The organism is Bradyrhizobium sp. USDA 4452 (assembly GCF_054063575.1).
In genome coordinates, this window is the sequence record NZ_JBSSGK010000001.1 from 3,314,979 (window position 1) to 3,335,107 (window position 20,129).

The 20,129-nt window shown below is 66.0% G+C and carries 15 protein-coding genes and 2 pseudogenes; 11 read left to right on the top strand and 6 right to left on the bottom strand.

Features of this window, described 5'->3' with window-relative positions:
• Nucleotides 1–81: 81 nt before the first annotated feature.
• The 7 genes from gap (at nucleotide 82) to ACVISU_RS16010 (ending at nucleotide 7,611) form a co-directional block, all read left to right on the top strand.
• On the top strand, nucleotides 82–1,089 hold the full coding sequence (gap, locus tag ACVISU_RS15980) for a type I glyceraldehyde-3-phosphate dehydrogenase (protein ID WP_050405738.1): 1,008 nt from the start codon (nucleotides 82–84) through the stop codon (nucleotides 1,087–1,089).
• Between the two features lie 154 nt (nucleotides 1,090–1,243).
• A complete protein-coding gene (locus ACVISU_RS15985; protein WP_456707553.1) occupies nucleotides 1,244–2,440 on the top strand; it encodes a phosphoglycerate kinase in 1,197 nt (398 codons plus the stop codon).
• A 42-nt stretch (nucleotides 2,441–2,482) separates the two neighbouring features.
• Nucleotides 2,483–3,550: a class II fructose-bisphosphate aldolase gene (gene fba, locus ACVISU_RS15990; RefSeq protein WP_456707554.1), complete on the top strand. Its 1,068-nt coding sequence runs from the start codon at nucleotides 2,483–2,485 to the stop codon at nucleotides 3,548–3,550.
• Between the two features lie 250 nt (nucleotides 3,551–3,800).
• Nucleotides 3,801–4,841, top strand: coding sequence for a class I fructose-bisphosphate aldolase (locus ACVISU_RS15995; RefSeq protein WP_456707555.1), 1,041 nt, complete (start codon nucleotides 3,801–3,803; stop codon nucleotides 4,839–4,841).
• Nucleotides 4,842–5,504 carry a thiamine phosphate synthase gene (locus tag ACVISU_RS16000; protein WP_456707556.1) on the top strand — a complete coding sequence of 221 codons (663 nt, stop codon included), beginning with the start codon at nucleotides 4,842–4,844 and terminating at the stop codon, nucleotides 5,502–5,504. It abuts the gene before it with no gap.
• Nucleotides 5,505–5,511: 7 nt separating this feature from the next.
• The gene (locus ACVISU_RS16005; protein WP_456707557.1) at nucleotides 5,512–6,585 is read left to right on the top strand and encodes a tetratricopeptide repeat protein; all 1,074 of its coding nucleotides are present in this window, start codon (nucleotides 5,512–5,514) and stop codon (nucleotides 6,583–6,585) included.
• Nucleotides 6,586–6,816: 231 nt separating this feature from the next.
• The gene (locus ACVISU_RS16010) at nucleotides 6,817–7,611 is read left to right on the top strand and encodes an inositol monophosphatase family protein (RefSeq protein WP_050405732.1); all 795 of its coding nucleotides are present in this window, start codon (nucleotides 6,817–6,819) and stop codon (nucleotides 7,609–7,611) included.
• A gap of 14 nt (nucleotides 7,612–7,625) precedes the next feature.
• On the opposite strand, the gene ACVISU_RS16015 is transcribed toward ACVISU_RS16010, so the two are convergent.
• From ACVISU_RS16015 to ACVISU_RS16025, 3 genes and pseudogenes are all read right to left on the bottom strand, one after another.
• The gene (locus ACVISU_RS16015; RefSeq protein WP_456707558.1) at nucleotides 7,626–8,765 is read right to left on the bottom strand and encodes an AAA family ATPase; all 1,140 of its coding nucleotides are present in this window, start codon (nucleotides 8,763–8,765) and stop codon (nucleotides 7,626–7,628) included.
• A 104-nt stretch (nucleotides 8,766–8,869) separates the two neighbouring features.
• Nucleotides 8,870–12,029, bottom strand: a pseudogene (locus tag ACVISU_RS16020) (multidrug efflux RND transporter permease subunit).
• 6 nt (nucleotides 12,030–12,035) lie between these two features.
• Nucleotides 12,036–13,238 carry an efflux RND transporter periplasmic adaptor subunit gene (locus ACVISU_RS16025; RefSeq protein WP_456707559.1) on the bottom strand — a complete coding sequence of 401 codons (1,203 nt, stop codon included), beginning with the start codon at nucleotides 13,236–13,238 and terminating at the stop codon, nucleotides 12,036–12,038.
• A gap of 532 nt (nucleotides 13,239–13,770) precedes the next feature.
• Between ACVISU_RS16025 and ACVISU_RS16030 the strand changes: the two genes are divergently transcribed.
• A complete protein-coding gene (locus ACVISU_RS16030; protein WP_050405729.1) occupies nucleotides 13,771–14,766 on the top strand; it encodes a hypothetical protein in 996 nt (331 codons plus the stop codon).
• Between the two features lie 27 nt (nucleotides 14,767–14,793).
• Nucleotides 14,794–15,822 (top strand): peptidoglycan -binding protein, encoded by a 1,029-nt coding sequence (locus ACVISU_RS16035; protein WP_050405728.1) that lies wholly within the window; start codon nucleotides 14,794–14,796, stop codon nucleotides 15,820–15,822.
• Between the two features lie 340 nt (nucleotides 15,823–16,162).
• On the opposite strand, the pseudogene ACVISU_RS16040 reads toward ACVISU_RS16035, so the two are convergent.
• Nucleotides 16,163–16,519, bottom strand: a pseudogene (locus ACVISU_RS16040) (aldo/keto reductase); the annotation flags it as partial.
• Between the two features lie 7 nt (nucleotides 16,520–16,526).
• Between ACVISU_RS16040 and ACVISU_RS16045 the strand changes: the two are divergent.
• A complete protein-coding gene (locus ACVISU_RS16045) occupies nucleotides 16,527–17,072 on the top strand; it encodes a hypothetical protein (protein WP_456707560.1) in 546 nt (181 codons plus the stop codon).
• Between the two features lie 70 nt (nucleotides 17,073–17,142).
• On the opposite strand, the gene ACVISU_RS16050 is transcribed toward ACVISU_RS16045, so the two are convergent.
• Entirely contained in the window at nucleotides 17,143–18,999 is a 1,857-nt protein-coding gene (locus ACVISU_RS16050) for an ABC transporter ATP-binding protein/permease (protein ID WP_456707561.1), read from the bottom strand.
• Nucleotides 19,000–19,196: 197 nt separating this feature from the next.
• On the opposite strand from ACVISU_RS16050, the gene rpmE reads away from it, so the two are divergent.
• Nucleotides 19,197–19,424, top strand: a complete 228-nt coding sequence (rpmE, locus tag ACVISU_RS16055) for a 50S ribosomal protein L31 (RefSeq protein ID WP_016845230.1) — start codon at nucleotides 19,197–19,199, stop codon at nucleotides 19,422–19,424.
• Between the two features lie 86 nt (nucleotides 19,425–19,510).
• Here the strand turns inward: rpmE and ACVISU_RS16060 are convergent, their stop codons facing one another.
• Nucleotides 19,511–20,128: a LysE family translocator gene (locus ACVISU_RS16060; protein ID WP_456707562.1), complete on the bottom strand. Its 618-nt coding sequence runs from the start codon at nucleotides 20,126–20,128 to the stop codon at nucleotides 19,511–19,513.
• Between the last annotated feature and the right edge of the window lies 1 nt (nucleotide 20,129).

Consider the following 20,129-nt stretch of genomic DNA (forward strand, 5'->3'; position numbering starts at 1 on the left):
CCGGCCGAACCGGGCGTTCCGCCGTAAGAACCTCGTGGGAGCCCTCCCGCGGGGCTGACAACAGCTTTAGAGGAGACGAGCATGGCAATCCGCGTCGCGATCAACGGGTTTGGGCGCATCGGCCGCAACATTCTGCGCGCCATCGCCGAGTCCGGCCGCAAGGACATCGAGGTGGTTGGCATCAACGACCTCGGCCCGGTCGAGACCAACGCGCACCTGCTGCGCTTCGATTCCGTGCATGGCCGCTTTCCCGGCACCGTGACCGTCGACGGCGATTCGATCAGCGTCGGCGACAACAAGATCAAGGTCTCGGCCGAGCGCGATCCCTCCAAGCTGCCGTGGAAGGCGCTCGGCGTCGACATCGCGCTGGAATGCACCGGCATCTTCACCGCCAAGGACAAGGCCTCAGCGCACCTCGCCGCCGGCGCCAAGCGCGTGCTGGTCTCGGCGCCCGCCGACGGTGCTGACGCGACGATCGTCTACGGCGTCAACCATGACACGCTGAACAAGGATCAGCTCGTCGTCTCCAACGGCTCCTGCACCACCAACTGCCTGGCGCCGGTTGCCAAGGTGCTGAACGAGACCGTCGGCATCGAGACCGGCTTCATGACCACGATCCACGCCTATACCGGCGACCAGCCGACGCTCGACACCCTGCACAAGGACCTCTATCGCGGCCGCGCCGCGGCGATGTCGATGATCCCGACCTCGACCGGTGCGGCAAAGGCGATCGGCCTGGTGCTGCCGGAACTGAAGGGCAAGCTCGACGGCGTCTCGATCCGCGTGCCGACCCCGAACGTCTCGGTGATCGACCTGAAGATCGTCGCCAAGCGCTCAACCGACGCCAAGGAAATCAACGAGGCGATGAAGCGCGCCTCCGAGCAGCAGCTCAAGGGCATCCTGGGCTTCACCACCGCGCCGAACGTCTCGATCGACTTCAACCACGATCCGCATTCGGCCACCTTCCACATGGACCAGACCAAGGTGCAGAACGGCACGCTGGTGCGCGTGATGGCCTGGTACGACAATGAGTGGGGCTTCTCGAACCGCATGGCCGACACCGCCGTCGCGATCGGCAAGCTGATCTAAGTTCGACTGTTCGTGATGCCCGGCCCAGCGCCGGGCATCTGCGTGTTTGCCCCTGCATTCGCGACCTTGACGGCCGCGACATCGGCAAGCGAAAGCGACGCCGTCCGGTGGATGGCTGTGTCCGGCCGCACAGGAAACGTCCCAGGAAACGTCCATGACAAAATCGTTCCGCACCCTCGACGACGTCAACGTGAAGGGCAAGCGCGTGCTGCTGCGCGTCGACCTCAACGTCCCCATGGAAGGCGGCCGCGTCACCGACGCCACACGGCTCGAGCGCGTTGCTCCCACCATCACTGAAATCTCCGACAAGGGCGGCAAGGTGATCCTGCTCGCCCATTTCGGCCGGCCCAAGGGGCGCGATCCCAAGGATTCGCTGAAGCCGGTCGCCGAAGCGCTGTCGACGGTGATCAAGCGCCCGGTCGCCTTCGCCGAGGACTGCATCGGGGAGCCGGCGGCCAAGGCGGTTGCGGCCCTCAAGGATGGCGACATCCTCTGCCTGGAAAACACCCGCTTCCACAAGGAAGAGGAGAAGAACGACGCCGGCTTCGTCGCCGAATTGGCAAAACTCGGCGACATCTGGGTCAATGACGCCTTCTCCGCCGCGCACCGCGCCCACGCCTCGACCGAAGGCCTCGGTCACAAACTGCCGGCCTATGCCGGCCGCACCATGCAGGCCGAGCTCGACGCGCTCGGCAAGGCGCTGGAAGCCCCGACCAAGCCGGTGATCGCGATCATCGGCGGCGCCAAGGTCTCGACCAAGATCGACCTTTTGGAAAACCTCGTGAACAAGGTGGACGCGCTGGTGATCGGCGGCGGCATGGCCAACACCTTCCTGCACGCGCAGGGCGTCGCCGTCGGCAAGTCGCTCGCCGAAAAGGACCTCGCCGCGACCGCGCTGCGGATCATGGAGAAGGCCAACGCGGCGAATTGCGCGATCATCCTGCCGGTTGACGCGGTTGTCGCCAATCAGTTCGCCGCCAACGCGCCTTCGCACGCTTACGGCCTCGATGCGATCCCGGCCGACGGCATGATCCTCGACGTCGGCCCGCAATCGATCGCGCGCATCCATGCCGCGATCGACGATGCCGCGACCCTGGTCTGGAACGGGCCGCTCGGCGCCTTCGAACTGACGCCGTTCGACCGCGGCACCGTGGTGTCGGCCAAGCATGCCGCCGAGCGCACCAGGGCCAAGAAGCTGATCTCGGTCGCCGGCGGCGGCGACACCGTCGCGGCGCTCAACCAGGCCGGCGTGGCCGGTGATTTTTCCTACGTCTCGACCGCCGGCGGCGCGTTTCTTGAATGGATGGAAGGCAAGCCGCTGCCGGGCGTCGAAGTTTTGAAAAAAGGTTGATTTAGGTCAAATCCGCGAACGCGCATTACAGGGAGAAATGGAATGGCTCGCATCACGTTGCGGCAACTGCTCGACCACGCGGCCGAGCATGATTACGGCGTACCTGCCTTCAACATCAACAACATGGAGCAGGCGCTGGCGATCATGGCGGCGGCCTCCGAGGTCGATGCGCCGGTCATCATCCAGGCTTCGCGCGGCGCACGCTCCTACGCCAACGACGTCATGCTCAAGCACATGATGGACGCCGTCACCGAGATCTATCCGCAGATCCCGGTCTGCGTGCATCTCGACCACGGCAACGAGCCCGCCACCTGCATGACCGCGATCCAGGCCGGCTTCACCTCTGTCATGATGGACGGCTCGCTGAAGGCCGACGGCAAGACCCCCGGCGACTGGGACTACAATGTTGGCGTCACCCGGACCGTGACCGGCATGGCCCATCTCGGCGGCATCTCGGTGGAAGGCGAGCTCGGCGTGCTCGGCTCGCTCGAGACCGGCATGGGCGACAAGGAAGACGGCCACGGCGCCGAGGGCAAGCTGTCGCATGACCAGTTGCTGACCAATCCCGACGAGGCCGTGAAATTCGTCAAGGAGACCAAGGTCGACGCGCTGGCGATCGCGATGGGCACCTCGCACGGCGCCTACAAGTTCACCCGCAAGCCCGATGGCGACATCCTCGCCATGAACGTGATCGAGGAAATCCATCGCAAGCTGCCGAGCACGCATCTGGTGATGCATGGCTCCTCGTCGGTGCCGCAGGAGCTGCAGGAGATCATCAACGCCAATGGCGGCAAGATGAAGCCGACCTGGGGCGTGCCGGTCGCCGAGATCCAGCGCGGCATCAAGAACGGCGTGCGCAAGATCAACATCGACACCGACAACCGGATGGCGATGACCGGTCAGATCCGGAAAGTTCTGAAGGACAATCCGGAAGAGTTCGATCCGCGCAAGTACCTGAAGCCTGCGATGGAGGCGATGACCAAGCTGTGCAAGCAGCGCCTGCAGGAGTTCAACACCGCGGGCCAGGCCAGCAAGATCAAGAAGGTGCTGACCACGGCGGAAATGGCCAAGCGCTACGCCGCGGGCGAGCTCGACCCCAAGGTTGCTTGAGCGCTCTTCACTCGCCGCGGACCGCGATCACCTCTCCCCAACGGGGAGAGGTCGGATCGCGCCGGCGATCCGGGTGAGGGATTCGGGTCCCTCGATAGAGCGCATCCCCTCACCCGCGCCTTCGGCGCGACCTCTCCCGATGGGAGAGGTGGAACGTCCGAACACGAGCCGCGACGAACGTTTTCTAGGCATTTGCCCGAGAACCGCCTATTTTGGTTTGCAAAGGCAATGGCCCTAAAGGACGTTCCCGATGAACCTCGCTGACCTCAACAAAGTTGCGCTTGCCATGGTCACCCCGGGCAAGGGCATCCTCGCTGCCGACGAATCCTCCGGCACCATCAAGAAGCGGTTCGACGCCATCAAGGTCGATTCGACCGAGGACAATCGCCGCGACTATCGCGAGATGCTGTTCCGCTCGCAGGAGGCGATGAGCAAATACATCTCCGGCGTCATCCTCTACGACGAGACGATCTGGCAGAATGCCAAGGACGGCACGCCGCTGGTCAAGCTGATCGAGCAGGCGGGCGCAATTCCCGGCATCAAGGTCGACGAAGGCACCCAGCCGTTGCCGAACTGCCCCGGCGAACTCGTCACCGTCGGCCTCGACAGGCTCGCCGAGCGGCTGAAGAAATATTACGAGCGCGGTGCGCGGTTTGCGAAATGGCGCGCCGTGATCGATATCGGCTCGGGCGCGGGCAGCCGCGGTATTCCCACGATGACCGCAATCCGCGTCAACGCGCATGCGCTGGCGCGCTACGCCGCGCTGTGCCAGGCCGCGCAGATCGTGCCGATCGTCGAGCCGGAGGTGCTGATGGACGGCGATCACGACATCGACCGCTGCTACGAGGTGACGCAGCGCGTGCTGAACCGCACCTTCCAGGAATTGCGGGTGCAGCGCGTCGCGCTCGAAGGCATGATCCTGAAGCCAAACATGGCGATCTCGGGCAAGAAGTGCCCGAAGCAGGCGTCGGTGCAGGAAGTCGCCGAGAAGACCGTCCGCCTGCTCAAGAGCTGCGTGCCGGCCGCGGTGCCCGGCATCGCCTTCCTCTCCGGCGGACAGAGCGACGAGGAAGCGACCGCGCATCTCGACGCCATGAACAAGATCGGCCATCTGCCCTGGCGGCTGACCTTCTCCTATGGCCGTGCGCTGCAGGCCGCGCCGCAGAAGGCATGGTCCGGCAAACCGGAGAACGTCCCCGCGGGCCAGCGCGCTTTCTCGCATCGCGCCCGGATGAACGGGCTGGCGAGCACCGGCAAGTGGGACGCCGGCCTCGAGAAACAGGCGGCATAGTTGGCCCCAAAGCCCGTTCCGCCGCGGCCGGCGCCGCGCCTCTATCTGGCAACGCCGCCGGTCGACGAGCCGTTGCTGCTTGCGGCCGAGCTTGCCGATCTGCTGGCCGCGGCCGACGTCGCGGCCGTTCTGGTGCGGCTGCGCGAAAGCGATCCGCGCAGCATGATCTCCACCATCAAGGCGCTGGCGCCTGCGATCCAGAACGCAGGTGCGGCGCTGTTGATCGACGGCCATCCCGACATCGTGGCCCGCGCCGGCGCCGACGGCGCACACCTGACCGGCCTCGCCGCGATGGAAGAGGCGATGCCCTCGCTGAAGCCCGATCGCATCGCAGGCGTCGGTGGCCTGGCGACACGCCACGATTCCATGGCCGCGGGCGAAGCCGGCGCCGACTATGTGCTGTTCGGCGAGCCCGACGCCAAGGGAGCGCGGCCATCGCTCGAGGCGATCGCCGAGCGGCTCGAATGGTGGGACGAATTGTTCGAGCCGCCCTGCGTCGGCTTTGCGACCTCGCGCGAGGAGGCCGAGGCGTTCGCCGCGGCCGGCGCGGATTTCGTGCTGGTCGGAGATTTCATCTGGTCCGATCCGCGCGGCGCGAAGGCTGCGCTCGTCGAGATCGGCGAAGCGGTTGCATATGCCGGCAAAGCCAAGGCCGCGGGATGACGCCGGAATGAAATGCCTGCGTCCGATAAGTGTTGCGCTCGGCTGCACGATGCTGGCGAGCGGCGCGATGGCGCAGCTCTCGATCACGCCGCCGGCGCAGACGCCGCCGTCCGCGAAGAAGGAGGCGCCGAAAGAGAAGCCGAAGGTGCATGCGCCGGCCGCGAAGAGGCCCGCGCCGAAGCCCGCCGCCACGCCGACGGCCACCCCGACATCCTCGCCGACCCCGACGCCTGATGATCCCAATGTCGACCTGGTCTACGGCGCCTATCAGCGCGGCATGTACAAGACCGCGTTCGAACTGGCGATGGCGCGCGCCCAGAACAACAACGATGCCAAGGCAATGACGATGCTGGGCGAGCTCTATGCCAATGGGCTCGGCGTCAAGCGCGACTACGCCAAGGCCGACGACTGGTACAAGCGCGCGTCCGATGCCGGCGACCGTGAGGCGATGTTCGCGCTCGCGATGATGCGGATCGCGGGCCGCGGCGGCGCGGTGGACAAGGATTCCGCGGTCAAGCTGCTGGCCTCGTCCGCCAAGCTCGGCGAACCCAAGGCGGCCTACAACCTCGCTCTGCTCTATCTCGATGGCCAGACCCTGCCGCAGGACCTCAAGCGCTCCGCCGAGCTGTTGCGGATGGCCGCCGACGCCGGCAGCCCCGAGGCGCAGTACGCGCTCGCGACCTTCTACAAGGAAGGCACCGGCGTGCCGAAGGACCTCGAAAAGGCGGCGCGGCTGCTACAGGCCGCCTCGCTGGCCGACAATGTCGATGCCGAGGTCGAGTATGCCATCGCGCTGTACAACGGCACCGGCACGCCGCGGAACGTGCCGGCGGCGGTGGCGCTGCTGCGCAAGGCGGCCCGGCAGAACAGCCCGATCGCGCAAAACCGCCTCGCCCGTGTGCTGGCGACCGGCGCCGGCGCCCCGGTGGACAAGGTCGAGGCCCTGAAATGGCACACGATCGCCAAGACCGCCGGCAAGGGCGACCCCGATCTCGACGACATCCTCGCCGATATGAGCCCGGAAGACCGCGCCAAGGGCGAGGCGGCCGCGCGAAAATGGATCGGAAACAACGTCAAATGACGCCTTGACGGGGCGGCCTCCAGAGGGCACCCAGTCGGGAAACCGAAGGCGCCGCAGGCCGTTTCCCGTCATCCTGAGGTGCGAGCGAAGCGAGCCTCGAAGGATGCGCGGCCCGGCCGGTGGCCGTCGATCCTTCGAGACGCGCGTTCCGCGCTCCTCAGGATGACGGGCAAGATCTTGCGCACGCTGCCCGATTGATTTTCCAACGCTCGAAAGCCGCCAGCTCTCATCATGCTCTACTCCGCCCTCATCAATGTCATGGTCAAGGCCGCGCGCCGCGCCGGCCGCAGCCTCAAGCGCGACCTCGGCGAGATCGAACACCTGCAGGTGTCGCTGAAGGGCCCGGCGAACTTCGTCTCGCTCGCCGACAAGCGCGCCGAGGAGATGCTCTACACCGACCTCGAAAAGGCCCGGCCCGGCTACGGGTTCCTCGGCGAGGAAGGCGGAAAGCGCGAAGGCTCGGACAAAAGCCACACCTGGATCGTCGATCCCCTGGACGGCACCACCAACTTCCTGCACGGCATCCCGCAATTCGCGATCTCGATCGGGCTGTTGCGCGAGGACACCGTGATCGCAGGCGTGATCTACAATCCCGCCAATGACGAGCTCTACATCGCCGAGCGCGGCAAGGGCGCGTTCCTCAACGACCAGCGGCTGCGCGTCGCTGGCCGCCGCCAGCTCAACGAATGCGTGGTCGCCTGCGGCCTGCCGCATATCGGCCGCGGCAACCACCAGCTCGCGCTGCAGGAGCTAGCCGCGCTGCAGAGCAAGGTGGCGGGCTTCCGCCGCTTCGGCGCCGCCTCGCTCGACCTCGCCTTCGTCGCCGCCGGCCGCCTCGACGGCTATTGGGAGCGCAATCTGCAGGCCTGGGACGTCGCGGCCGGTCTCTTGATGGTCCGCGAAGCCGGCGGCACCGTCTCCGGCATCCAGGGCAATGACGACCCGCTGCAGACCGGCCACGTCGTCTGCGGCAACGAGTATGTGCATGGCGAGCTGATCAAGATCCTGAAGCCGCTCGGGCAATAGCGCGACGGCGCGTTCTAATCGTCGTCGTCATCGTTCTCATCGTCGTCTGCCCCGTCACGAAACTCACCGCCGACGGTCAGGCCCTCGATGGTCGTGGCGCCGTTGGACTTGATCACCCGGCGCAGCGGCACCGAGCTTTCGCTGCGCAACGCCTCCATCAAATGTTCCGAATGGGTGACGATCCAGACGTCGGCGCGGCGCGAGGCCTTGGCGATCAGCCGGGCCAGCGGCGCCAGCAGGGATGGATGCAGGCTGGTCTCGGGCTCGTTCAGCGCGATGAACGGCGGCAGCCGGTAGCCTATGAACACCGCGAGCAGGCAGATATATTTCAGCGTGCCGTCGGATAGTTCGTGCGCCTTGAACGGACGCGGCATGTCCGCCTGTTGCAGATCGAATTCGCAGCGCCCGCTTTCTTCCCACGCCCGGAGTTCTGCACCCGGGAATGCGTCCTCGATCGCATCCTGCAGGTCGGCCGCGTCTTGCCTGATCGCGGTGAGCGTTGCCAAAGCGGCAGCGAGATCGCTGCCATCGGCGCTCAGCGACGGCGTCGTGATCGCGAGACAAGGCTTGCGGATCGGCGATGCCGGATCGGTGCGAAAATCGTGATAGAAGCGCCAGCTCTGCAAGGCGTTCCTGATCAGACCGACTTCGGGACATATCTGGCCGTCGAGGAAATCGGCGAGCGCGGTTTCCGACGGCAGCACCGCATTCTCGTGCTCGCTCCAGGCACCGCTCTCGCCGCGGACGCTGACGTGTGAATTGGTCCGCTCCATCATCAGGACTTTGCGTTTGCCGTGGATCGCCTCGATGCGTTCCGACTTGATCATCGGCTCGCCCGGGAACGCCGCCTCGACCGGGCCGGGATGCCCGAGCTCGATCGAATAATTGACATTCTCGAATCTGACCGCCAGCCGCAGCCGTCCATCCTCGCCGCGCCTGCGAAGCCCTGACCAGCAGACCGAGTTCAATCCGCCTTCGTCGGCGATCGTACGCGTGATCCGGCCGGTTGCCGCGTCGCGCAGCAGCGACAGGGACTTGTAGAGATTGGATTTGCCGACGCCGTTCTCGCCGACGAAGACGGATAGCGGTTGAATGGACATGAAAAGCCGACGAATGGAGCGATAATTCGAGATCGCAATGTCGGTCGGCCGCATCCCATGCTCTCAGTCCTCGGGTTGCCTAAACGCTCCCCGTTCCATCCAGAGCTGCAATCTGGATTGAACGGCTTGCGAAAGCAAGGCGCGACTGATCTCGAAAATCAGTGTCCCATCCTGGCCGGCGCAGGCGGGCCGTACATCTCACCCTGCTCCGACGCCTTCTCGCGATCCCCCGCCAGCACGCGCTGCACGCTGACGAAGAACACCGGCACAAGCAGCAGCGCCAGGATCACCACGGCGATCATGCCGCCCATCACCGACGTGCCGAGCGCCTGTTGGCTGGCGCCGCCGGCGCCGGTGGCGATCGCCATCGGCAGCACGCCGCAGACGAAGGCAAGACCCGTCATCAGGATCGGGCGGAACCGGAGGCTACACGCCTCGATGGTCGCCTCGACCAGCGGCTTGCCCTGCGCGCGCAAATCCTTGGCGAACTCGATGATCAGGATCGCGTCCTTGGCGGCGAGGCCGATGATGGTGATCAGGCCGACGGTGAAATAGACGTCGTTGGACAGCCCGCGCATCGTCGCCGCCACCACGGCGCCGAGAATGCCGAGCGGAATGGTGAGCAGCACCGCGAGCGGAATGGTCCAGCTCTCATAGAGCGCGGCGAGCAAAAGGAACACCACCAGCACCGACAGCGCGAGCAGGAACGGCGCCTGCGAACCCGACAGCTTCTCCTGCAGCGACTGGCCGGTCCACTCATAGCCGAAACCGCGCGGCAGCTTGTCGGCGAGCCGCTCCATCTCCGCGATCGCGTCGCCCGAGGTGAAGCCCGGCTTCGCCTCGCCGGAGATGCGCACCGCCGGATAATAGTTGAAGCCGGCAATTTGAGTGGGCCCCTTCGACCATTCGATGGTGGCGAACGCCGAGAACGGCACCAGCTGGCCGCGGTTGTTCTTGACGTTGTAATTCAGGATGTCGTCCGCGTTCATGCGGCTGGTCTTGTCGGCCTGCACGATGACGCGCTGCATGCGCCCGCGGTTCGGGAAGTCGTTGATGTAGTTCGAGCCGAGATTGGTCGAGATCGTGTTGTTGATGTCCTCGAAGGTGAGGCCGAACGCGCCGGCCTTCTCGCGATCGATCATCAGATTGACCTGCGGCGCCGGCGGCAGGCCTTCGACATAGACCTTCTGCAGCACCGGGCTGGCATTGGCCTCCGCGATGAGGCGGTCGCTTGCTGCGATCAGCGCCGCATAGCCGTTCTGGCCGCGGTCCTGCAGGCGGAACGAGAAGGCCCGAGGAGTTGCCGAGGTTGTCGATCGGCGGCGGCTGCAGCGCCGAGATCCTGGCGTCGCGGATCGACGACGACAGGTCGCGGTTGATATCGGCAACGATGGCGGCAGCGGAATCCTTCGCGCCGCGCTCCGACCAGTCCTTCAGCGTGATGAACGCCTGTGCGGTGTTCATGCCCTGACCGAGGAAGCTGAAGCCGGTGAGGAACGTGACGTTCTCGATGCCGGCGCGATCCTTGAGGTACTTCTCGACCTGCTCGACCGCGGCTTCGGTCCGTGCATAGGACGACTCCGACGGCGTCTGCACGTCGGTCGTGATGAAGCCCTGGTCGTCGACCGGCAGGAAGCCGCCGGGCAGCCGCACGAAGCCGTAAGCGACGCCGGCGAACAGCACGAGATAGATCAGCATCAGGCGGCCGGTGCGCTTCAGCCCGCCCTGCACCGTGCGGACATAGCCGGCACGGCTGCTGTCGAGCACGCGGTTGAAGGCGCCGAACACGCCCTTGCGGGCATGGCCGTGGCCCTTTTCGACCGGCTTGAGCAGCGTCGCGCACAGCGCCGGCGTCAGCGACAGCGCGAGCAGCGCAGAGAACGCGATCGCCGCCACCATGGTGACCGAGAACTGGCGGTAGATGATGCCGACCGAGCCGGGAAAGAACGCCATCGGCACGAACACCGCCATCAGCACCAGCGTGATGCCGATGATGGCGCCTGATATCTGCGACATCGCCTTCTTGGTGGCTTCCTTCGGCGGCAGGCCCTCTTCGGCCATGATGCGCTCGACGTTCTCGACCACGACGATGGCGTCGTCGACCAGGATGCCGACCGCCAGCACCATGCCGAACATGGTCAGCATGTTGATCGAGAAGCCCGCGACCATCAGCGTGGCGCAGGCGCCCAATAGCGCCACCGGCACCACGATGGTCGGAATGATGGTGTAGCGGATGTTCTGCAGGAACAGGAACATCACGATGAACACCAGCACCACCGCCTCGACCAGCGTCATCAGGACCTTCTCGATCGAGGCCTTGACGACGGGCGTGATGTTGTAGGGAATCTCGTAGGAGATATTGGCGGGGAAGAAGCGCGACAGCTCCTTCATCTTGGCTTCGACCGCGCTCGCGGTCGCCAGCGCATTGCCCTTCGGCGACAGCAGCACCGAGAGGCCGGCGGTCGGCTTGCCGTCGAGACGGGTATTGAACTGATAGCTGAGGCCGCCGATCTCGATCCGCGCGACGTCGCGCAGGCGGACCGTCGATCCATCGGCGTTGGCGCGCAGGATGATCGCGCCGAACTCGTCGGGCGAGGAGAGCTGGCCCTTCACCAGCACCTGCGCGGAAATCGTCTGCGTATCGGTGCTCGGCTCGGCGCCGATGCTGCCGGAGGCGACCTGGGCGTTCTGCGCCGTGATCGCCTTGTTGACGTCGTCGGCGGACAGGCCGTAGCCGACCAGCTTGGCCGGATCGATCCAGATGCGCAGCGAACGCTCGGTCGAATACAGCGTGGCGCGGCCGACGCCGGGAATGCGGCGCACCTCGCCCAGCACGTTGCGGATCATGAAGTCGCCGAGGCCCACTTCATCGAGCGAGCCGTCGGTCGAGTTCAGCGTAATGATCTGCAGCACGGCGCTTGAGGCTTCCTCGACCAGGATACCCTGCTGGATCACGGCGCGCGGAAGCCGCGCCTCGACGCGCTTGAGGCGGTTCTGCACCTCGACCGAGGCCTGGCTGGTGTCGGTGCCGGGCTTGAAGTTGGCGATGATCTCGACCTGGCCGAGCGAGTCGGAGGTCGATTCGAAGTTCAGGATGTTCGCGGCGCCGTTGAGTTCCTCTTCGATCAGCCGCGTGACGCTGTTGTAGAGGTTTTCAGGCGATGCGCCGGGATAGCTCGTCGAGATCGAGATCGAGGGCGGCGCAATGATCGGGTACTGCGCGACCGCGAGCAGCGGAATCGAGATCGCGCCGACCAGACAGATGAACAGCGCGACGACCCAGGCGAAGATCGGCCTGTCGATGAAAAAGCCGGGCATGTCGGATCACTTCACGGCGTGCGCGGCCTGCTGCGAATCCGGTGCTGCAGCAGCATCGACCTCACGCCAGGCCTGCGGCCGAACCTTGTCGCCGGCGGCGAACTTCTGGAAACCCTCGACGACGACCTTGTCGCCGGCCTTGAGGCCTTCGGTCACGAACCAGGAACCGCCCTGCAGCAAACCGGTGCGCACCGGCTGCACCGCGACGTGATTGTCGTCCTTGACGACGAACACTTCGCTGCCGCCGCCGCCATTGCGCTGGATCGCCTGCTGCGGCACGGCGATCGCATCGGTGTCGATGCCCTGCTCGATCTGCACGCGGACATACATGCCCGGCAGCAGGACTCGCTTCGGGTTCGGGAACTCACCGCGCAGGGTAACCTGCCCGGTATGGGCGTCGACCTTGGCGTCGGAGAACAACAGCTTGCCCGGCAGCGGATAGATCGAGCCGTCGTCGAGCACGAGACGCACCTTCATCGCCTCGGACTCGATGCGGTCGAGATCGCCGTTCTCGAAGGCGCGGCGGAGCTGGTTCATCTCGGTGACCGACTGCTGGAAGTCGGCATAGATCGGATCGAGCTGCTGGATGGTCGCAAGGCTGGTGGCGTCGTTCTGCACGACCAGCGCGCCTTCGCTGACCAGTGCAGCACCGATCGTGCCGTCGATCGGCGCACGAATGGTGGCGTAATCCAGATTGAGCCTGGCCCGCGCGACGTCGGCCTCGCGGCCCTGCACGTCGGCTTCGGCCTGCTTCAGGTTGGCGATCGCCTTCTCGTTCTCGGCCTCCGAGGTCGCGTGCTGGGTGGTAAGGGTCGCGATACGGCGCGCCTGCAGCGAGGTCTGCTCCAGCACGGCCTTGGCGCGCGCCAGCGCCGCCTCGGTCGATTGCACTTCGACTTCGAACGGGCGCGGATCGATCTGATACAGGGGATCGCCGACCTTCACCTCGCTGCCCTGGTGGAACATGCGGTTGACGACGATGCCCGAGACGCGCGGGCGGACCTCGGAGACGCGGGTCGGCGCGATGCGGCCCGGCAGCTCGCGCACCATCGCGCGCGCCTGCTGCTTCACGGTGACGACACTGACGTCCGGCTCGGGTGCTTGTACGGCGGCGGTTGCCGAATTCGGTTCGTCGCAGCCAGCAAGCAGTGGCGCCGTCACGGCCAGCATCAGAGCAATGCATGCCGATTGCGCGCGAAGTCCAGACATTGAGATGATCGCCCCTGTGGGTTGGAATAAGCGAACGGCGGCGTCACACCGACACCGCGCCTGCCGGCAAAATAAATCTCGCTTGCTGCGACGCAATGCATTTGTCGGGCGGCTCAATGTCACACAAACCTATCGCACTGATTTCGCGGTCTGTTTTGCCGACTCACCGGATTGTGAGCGGGTTCCATCGCAGGCTGTGGAATGCGTTTAGGACTGCGTGAGCGGGAACCCGCCCCTTGCCTGCGCAGAATGTCGCAGATTGCAAAGCCGTCATGCGCGGCCCGCGAATCGCCGATCGCAGCGGCTCGCCCGGCGATGCGCGCGACCAGCGCTCGTCCCGCGACCCGCGCGTGGAATTGGCACCTTCCGAACAGGCTGTTGCGCTGAAGCGACGGAATGCTGCGCAAAGCGGCAACACTCTGCGAGGTCTCTACCCAGGGTTCTGCCATCCGCCTCTGGATTCGGCTTTCCTCACTACGCCGCTGTGCCATATTGCTGGCAGATGCGGCCTTTGCGAACGGATGACCCGGCAATGCCCCCTTCCCGCTCCGACATGGAGATCGAACTGAGCAAGCTGTCCTCGCCCAGGATCTTCCTGGTGCGGATGCTGGTATTCCTGGTGCTCTGCGGCCTGGTCGGGGTCGTGCTGTACAAGCAGATCGTCACCGCCTTCTTCGCCAATCCCGGGCTGAACGCCCTGATCGGCGCCGTGCTGCTGATCGGCATCATCCTGGCGTTCCGCCAGGTGATCCGGCTCTATCCCGAGGTCGCCTGGGTCAATAATTTCCGCATCGCCGATCCCGGCCTTGCGATCGAGCGCCGCCCGACATTGCTTGCCCCGATGGCCGCGATCCTCGGCGGCGAGCGCACCGGGCGGATGTCGATCTCGCAGCAGACCATGCGGCATCTGCTCGATTCGATCGCAACCCGCCTCGATGAAGCCCGCGACATCTCGCGATACATGACCGGCCTGTTGGTGTTCCTCGGCCTGCTCGGCACCTTCTGGGGCCTGATCGAGACGGTGGGCTCCGTCGGCAAGGTGATCGACGGGCTCAAGGTCGGCGGCGACGCCGGCGCGCTGTTCGATACGCTGAAGGAGGGTCTCGCCGCCCCGCTCGGCGGCATGGGCATCTCGTTCTCGTCCTCGCTGTTCGGCCTCGCCGGCTCGCTGATCCTCGGCTTCCTCGATTTGCAATCGAGCCAGGCCCAGAACCGCTTCTACACCGACCTCGAAGACTGGCTCGCCACCACCGTGCGCGGCATTTCCGGCGACGGTGTCGGCGCCGGCGGTGCCGACCTGCAGGGCGCGATCGACCGGCTGCGTGCCACCTTCGAGGAAGGTGGCGCCGGCGGCGGCCGCAGCACCACAGCGGCGATGGCCAATCTTGCCGAGGCGATCCAGGGGCTGGTTGCGCATATGCGCACCGAGCAGCAGATGATCCGCGAATGGGCCGACGGCCAGGGCGAGCAGAACCGCGAGATCAAGCGGCTGCTCGAGCGCCTCGCGCGCCAGCCCGAGAAGAGCTAGCCGCGCGGCAAGCCCAGGGAGAAACTCATGGCCCTCGCCCGCTCACGCCGCAGCGAATCCGGCTTCAACTACTGGCCCGGCTTTGTCGACGCGCTGTCGACGCTGGTGCTGTCGATCGTGTTCCTGCTGTCGGTGTTCCTGGTCGTGCAGTTCTTCCTGTCGCAGGAGGTCACCGGCAAGGACAAGGCGCTGGAGCAGCTCAACGCCAAGATCGCCCAGCTCAACGACCTCTTGTCGCTGGAGAAGCTCTCCAAGCTGACGCTCGACGACCAGGTGGCGCAGCTGCGCGCCGGCCTCGCCTCTGCCGAGGGCGAGCGCGACCGCATGAAGGGGCTCTATGAGGGGCTGGCCAATTCCGGCAACGATGCGCAGGGACGCGCCAACGAGCTCAACAAGGCGCTGGAGTCCGAGAAGAGCGTGTCGTCGCGCGCGCTGGCGCAGATCGAGGTGCTGAACCAGCAGATCAGCGCGCTGCGCCGCCAGCTCGCGGCACTGGAGGAGGCGCTCGACGCCTCCGAGAAGCGCGACAAGGAATCGCAGAACCGCATCGCCGATCTCGGTTCGCGCCTCAACGTCGCGCTGGCGCAGCGGGTGCAGGAATTGTCGAAGTATCGCTCGGAATTCTTCGGCCGGCTGCGCGCCATCCTCGGCAACCGCCCCGATATCCGCATCGTCGGCGACCGCTTCGTGTTCCAGTCCGAAGTGTTCTTCGATACCGGCCAGGCGACGCTGCTGCCGGAAGGCAAGACCGAGCTCGACACCGTGGCGAGCGCGCTGATCGATCTCGACAAGCAGATTCCGAGCGAGATCGCCTGGGTGCTGCGGGTCGACGGCCACACCGACGTGCGGCCGATCAACAGCCCGCTGTTCAAGTCGAACTGGGAACTGTCCTCCGCGCGCGCGATCTCGGTGGTGCAATATCTGGTCTCGCTCGGCGTGCCGGCGCAGCGCCTGGTCGCCGCCGGCTTCGCCGAATTCCAGCCGCTCGACACCGCGCAGACCGAAGACGCCTACAAGCGCAACCGCCGCATCGAGCTGAAGCTGACGGAACGCTAGGCGGCACGGGCCTTCGCGATTCGCTGTGGCCGGGACGACGATGAGCATGAGGACGCAGCAGTGGCACGCGCGCGCGAGGGAGCCGCTGGCGGCAGGGTTCCCTCCCCCGCAAGGACCCTTGCGGGTAGGGTCAGGGGAGGGGCGCCACACGACGTCCCTCTCCGTATCGTCACGGCGACAAGCGAACAGGTTGCGCGAGCGACGCACGCATCGATCATCTCGCCCGGGGCCACCCCTCTCCCCACCCTCTCCCGCAAGGGGAGAGGCAGCCTGAGAGGCGTGCTCGCCTCACCAGCAATTCCGAGGCTCGTGAAACACGAGCTCGCATTAACGTACCCCCTCAGCGGCCGACCATCCCGAGCAATTGCTCCGGATAACGTTCGCCCTGCACCTCGACGGCTGCGACGGTCTTGGCGATATCGGCGAGATCGGCGGAGCTCAGTTCGATCCGGGCGGCACCGATGTTTTCCTCGAGCCGATTGAGCTTCGTGGTGCCCGGGATCGGCACGATCCACGGCTTTTGCGCGAGCAGCCAGGCCAGCGCGATCTGGGCCGGCGTCGCGCCCTTGCCGGCGGCGATCTTGCCTAGCTGATCGACCAGCGCCTGATTGGCGCGGCGGGCTTCCGGCGAAAAACGCGGCACGAGGTTGCGGAAGTCGTCGCTGGCGAACGTCGTCGACGCGCTGATCGCGCCGGATTTTCGCATGGTCGTGGTCGGTGCGCCGTCCTATCTCAAGCGGCGAGACCGTCCGAAGCGGCCGCAGGACCTGACCCAGCACGCCTGCATCAACATTCGCCTGCCGACCCCGCCAGAGATCGTTGCCAGGCTTCACGCGGCTCGCCACGAGTTTCGGCGGCATGCGGTCCCTGGCGATCGCCGCTTCGACCGCGCGCTTGAGCCTGACGTTGTCGATCTGGGCCAGGAATCGCCCGATGACTGCGTCCTGATCCACGCCCCGACCGGAGATCGCCGCGCACAGCTCCGCGGTCGTCCGGCGGAAGAAATGGAAGGCGTCATCGGCCGTGCCGCCCAGCCGGTCGACCTCGCCGGCCACACCGAGCGCGTGCATCCGATCGTCGTCATCGAGCGTCACCGCAAAGCGCAGCACGGCAAGCTGCCAGGCGCGGAGCAGCTTGCTCTCCGGTTCGGCCGCATTCTCGCGCATCAGTCGAACACCCCGCGCGCCGATGCTCCGTCTCAGTTGTCGAGGGAGGTCAGGCGCGGTGCGACTATCCTTGCGCGGGAATAGGTTTTCGAGGGGAGCGCGCGGGCGAATGCATAGGAATCACATAGGCGGAGCGCACAGAGCTCCAATTCGCTCAAATCCCTTCGAATTGCAGCCGCGCCAGCCGCGCATAGAGACCATTGGCCGCCACCAGCTCGGCGTGGGTGCCCTGCTCGACGATCCTGCCCTGGTCCATGACCAGGATGCGGTCGCAGGACAGCACGGTCGCCAGCCGATGCGCGATCACCAGTGTCGTGCGATGGCGCATCAATTCCTCCAGCGCGGTCTGCACCAGCGTCTCGCTCTCGGCGTCGAGCGCCGAGGTCGCTTCATCCAGCAGCAGCAGCGGGGCATCGCGCAGGATCGCGCGCGCGATCGCAATGCGCTGGCGCTGGCCGCCGGACAGCGTCACGCCGCGCTCGCCGAGCTGGGCATCGAAGCCGTCGGGCAGCCGGCGCAGGAATTCGGTGGCATGCGCGAGGTCGGCGGCGCGCTCGACCTCGGCGTCGGTGGCGTCGGGCCGGCCGAACCGGATGTTGTCGCGGGCGCTCGCGGCGAACACCACGGAATCCTGCGGCACCAGCGCGATCCGCGCGCGCACCTCGGCCGGATCGGCCTGCCGGATCGGCACGCCGTCGAGCGAGATGGCACCCGATTTCGGATCATAGAAGCGCAGCAGCAGATGGAACAACGTGCTCTTGCCGGCGCCGGACGGCCCGACGATCGCGACCTTCTCGCCCGAGCGCACAGCCAGCGACACGCCATCGACCGCCAGCGCATTGGGCCGGGTCGGATAGGCGAAGCTGACATTGTCGAAGCCGACATCGCCGCGTGCCGGCTGCGGCAGCGCGCGCGGCGACGCGGGCGCTGCGATCTGCGGCCTGACACGCAGGATCTCGAACAGCCGTTCCGCCGCGCCCGATGCGGCCGAAACCTCGCCCCAGACCTCGCTGAGCTGGCCGAGGCCGCTTGCGGCGAATGCCGTGTAGAGAATGAACTGGCCGAGCCGGCCTGGGCTGATGGCGCCGATCAGCACGTCGTGCGAGCCGACCCACAGGATCACGACGACGCTGGCGAACACGATGAAGATCACGATCAAGGTCAGCACCGCGCGCGCCTTGGTCGAGCTGCGCGCGGCCTCATAGGCCTGCTCGACCTCGCCGGCAAAGCGCGTCCGGGCGAGCTTCTCGCCGGTATAGGCCTGCACGGTGCGGATCGCATTGACCAATTCGCTCGCATAGGCGCTGGCGTCGGCCAGCGTGTCCTGGGCGGTGCGCGACAGCCGCCGCACCCAGCGGCCGAACGCGACCAGGGGAATCACGATGATCGGAATCGCGAGCAGCACGAAGCCGGAGAGCCGCGGGCTGGTGATCACCATCATCGCGGCGGCGCCGCAGAACAGCATCACATTGCGCAGCGCGATCGAGACCGAGGCGCCGACCGCGGACTTGATCTGGGTGGTGTCGGCGGTGAGGCGCGACACCAGTTCGCCGCTTCGTGCCGAATCGAAGAACGAGGGTGACAGCGAAATCAGATGCGCGAACACGTCGCGCCTGAGATCGGCGACGATACGCTCGCCGATCGTCATGACGAGGTAGTAGCGCGAGGCGCTGGCACAGGCGAGCACGGCGACGACCGCGATCATCACGCTGAAATAGCTGTTGATCATCGCGATGCCTTCGGGCGTGAAGCCCATGTCGATCATCCGTCGCACCGCGACCGGCACGACCAGCGTGGTGATCGCCGCAATCGTCAGCGAGATCAGCGCGAGGATCGCCCGCCCCTTGTAGCGCGCCACATAGGGCGCGAGCGCAAGCAGAGGCCGCAGGCGGGCACGGCTCTTCGCCGGCTCCATGATCTGGCCCTCGATGAAAGCCCCCTCATCGAGCAACGCGTCGCGCGGCGGCTCGGGGGTGCCGCGGGGGGTCTCAAGCTGTTCGGCTACACTCATTGTATCTAGACCGGTTCTATCGCCCCCCACATAGGCCCGCCGAGCCCCGGCTGGCAAATCCGGTAAAGTCCCAATCCGGTGATGGGCTTGAGCCCGGTTTCTTGGCTTGTTTTGGCAGGCACCATGGGTTATAGAGCCGCCCAAATCCCGTATCCAATACATCTTGAGACGGGCGCTGGCGCGCCGAAGGAACTGTCATGAAAGCCGATATTCATCCGAATTATCATACGATTAAGGTCGTCATGACCGACGGCACCGAGTACCTGACCCGCTCGACCTGGGGCAAGGAAGGCGACACGCTGAACCTCGACATCGATCCCAAGTCGCACCCGGCCTGGACCGGCGGTACCCAGCAGCTGATGGACCGCGGCGGCCGCGTCTCGCGCTTCCAGAAGAAGTTCTCGGGCTTCCTCAAGAAGGACTAAAGTCCGCTTCGGGATCGCACGCAAAACGCCCCCGTTTCGGGGGCGTTTTTGTTTTGCAGGCGCCGCTCCGGGATCGAGCGTGCGACCTACCGATCCCCAAAGGCCGGCCGCGCGCCGAGCGCGACGAGGATGCTGCCGCCGATCCGCTGCATGGCCCGCTGCGATCTCTTCGAGCGCTGCAGCTTCGTCATCACTGCGCTGGCGAAGAACACGCAGACGATATCGACCGCCGAGAACGTCAGATTGACGGCCGCGCCGAGCAGGAACAGTTGGGCCCAGACCGGCGGGCCGGCCGACGTATCGACGAACTGCGGCAGGAACGCCAGGAAGAAGATCGCGGTCTTCGGATTGAGCACCTCGACGACGATGCTTTGCGCGAAGGCGCGCTCCGCGGACAGCGGCGCAAGCTGCGGGCGCTCGGTGTTGTCGCGAGCACGAAACAACGACAGCCCGAGCCAGACCAGATAGGCGGCGCCGACAAGCTTCATCGCTGTGAATAGCGGCGGCACCGCATGAAACAGTAGCGCAAGGCTTGCGGCCGCGGCGACGACATGGACATAGCCGCCGAGATGCAGGCCGAGCGAGGCCATCAGACCCGCGCGCCGGCCGCCCGCGAGCGTACGGGCAGCGGCGTACAGCATGGCCGGCCCCGGGATCAGCGCGAAGGTCGCGGTCGTGATTGCGAAGGCAAGGTACAATTCCATG

Coding starts and splice junctions, on each gene's coding strand:
- ACVISU_RS16005 (WP_456707557.1), top strand. CDS start 5,512: ATGAAATGCCTGCGTCCGATAAGTGTTGCGCTCGGCTGCACGATGCTG.
- ACVISU_RS15995 (WP_456707555.1), top strand. CDS start 3,801: ATGAACCTCGCTGACCTCAACAAAGTTGCGCTTGCCATGGTCACCCCG.
- ACVISU_RS16030 (WP_050405729.1), top strand. CDS start 13,771: ATGCCCCCTTCCCGCTCCGACATGGAGATCGAACTGAGCAAGCTGTCC.
- ACVISU_RS16025 (WP_456707559.1), bottom strand. CDS start 13,238: ATGTCTGGACTTCGCGCGCAATCGGCATGCATTGCTCTGATGCTGGCC.
- ACVISU_RS16015 (WP_456707558.1), bottom strand. CDS start 8,765: ATGCGGCCGACCGACATTGCGATCTCGAATTATCGCTCCATTCGTCGG.
- ACVISU_RS16010 (WP_050405732.1), top strand. CDS start 6,817: ATGCTCTACTCCGCCCTCATCAATGTCATGGTCAAGGCCGCGCGCCGC.
- ACVISU_RS16045 (WP_456707560.1), top strand. CDS start 16,527: ATGGTCGTGGTCGGTGCGCCGTCCTATCTCAAGCGGCGAGACCGTCCG.
- fba (WP_456707554.1), top strand. CDS start 2,483: ATGGCTCGCATCACGTTGCGGCAACTGCTCGACCACGCGGCCGAGCAT.
- ACVISU_RS16035 (WP_050405728.1), top strand. CDS start 14,794: ATGGCCCTCGCCCGCTCACGCCGCAGCGAATCCGGCTTCAACTACTGG.
- rpmE (WP_016845230.1), top strand. CDS start 19,197: ATGAAAGCCGATATTCATCCGAATTATCATACGATTAAGGTCGTCATG.
- ACVISU_RS15985 (WP_456707553.1), top strand. CDS start 1,244: ATGACAAAATCGTTCCGCACCCTCGACGACGTCAACGTGAAGGGCAAG.
- gap (WP_050405738.1), top strand. CDS start 82: ATGGCAATCCGCGTCGCGATCAACGGGTTTGGGCGCATCGGCCGCAAC.
- ACVISU_RS16050 (WP_456707561.1), bottom strand. CDS start 18,999: ATGAGTGTAGCCGAACAGCTTGAGACCCCCCGCGGCACCCCCGAGCCG.
- ACVISU_RS16060 (WP_456707562.1), bottom strand. CDS start 20,128: ATGGAATTGTACCTTGCCTTCGCAATCACGACCGCGACCTTCGCGCTG.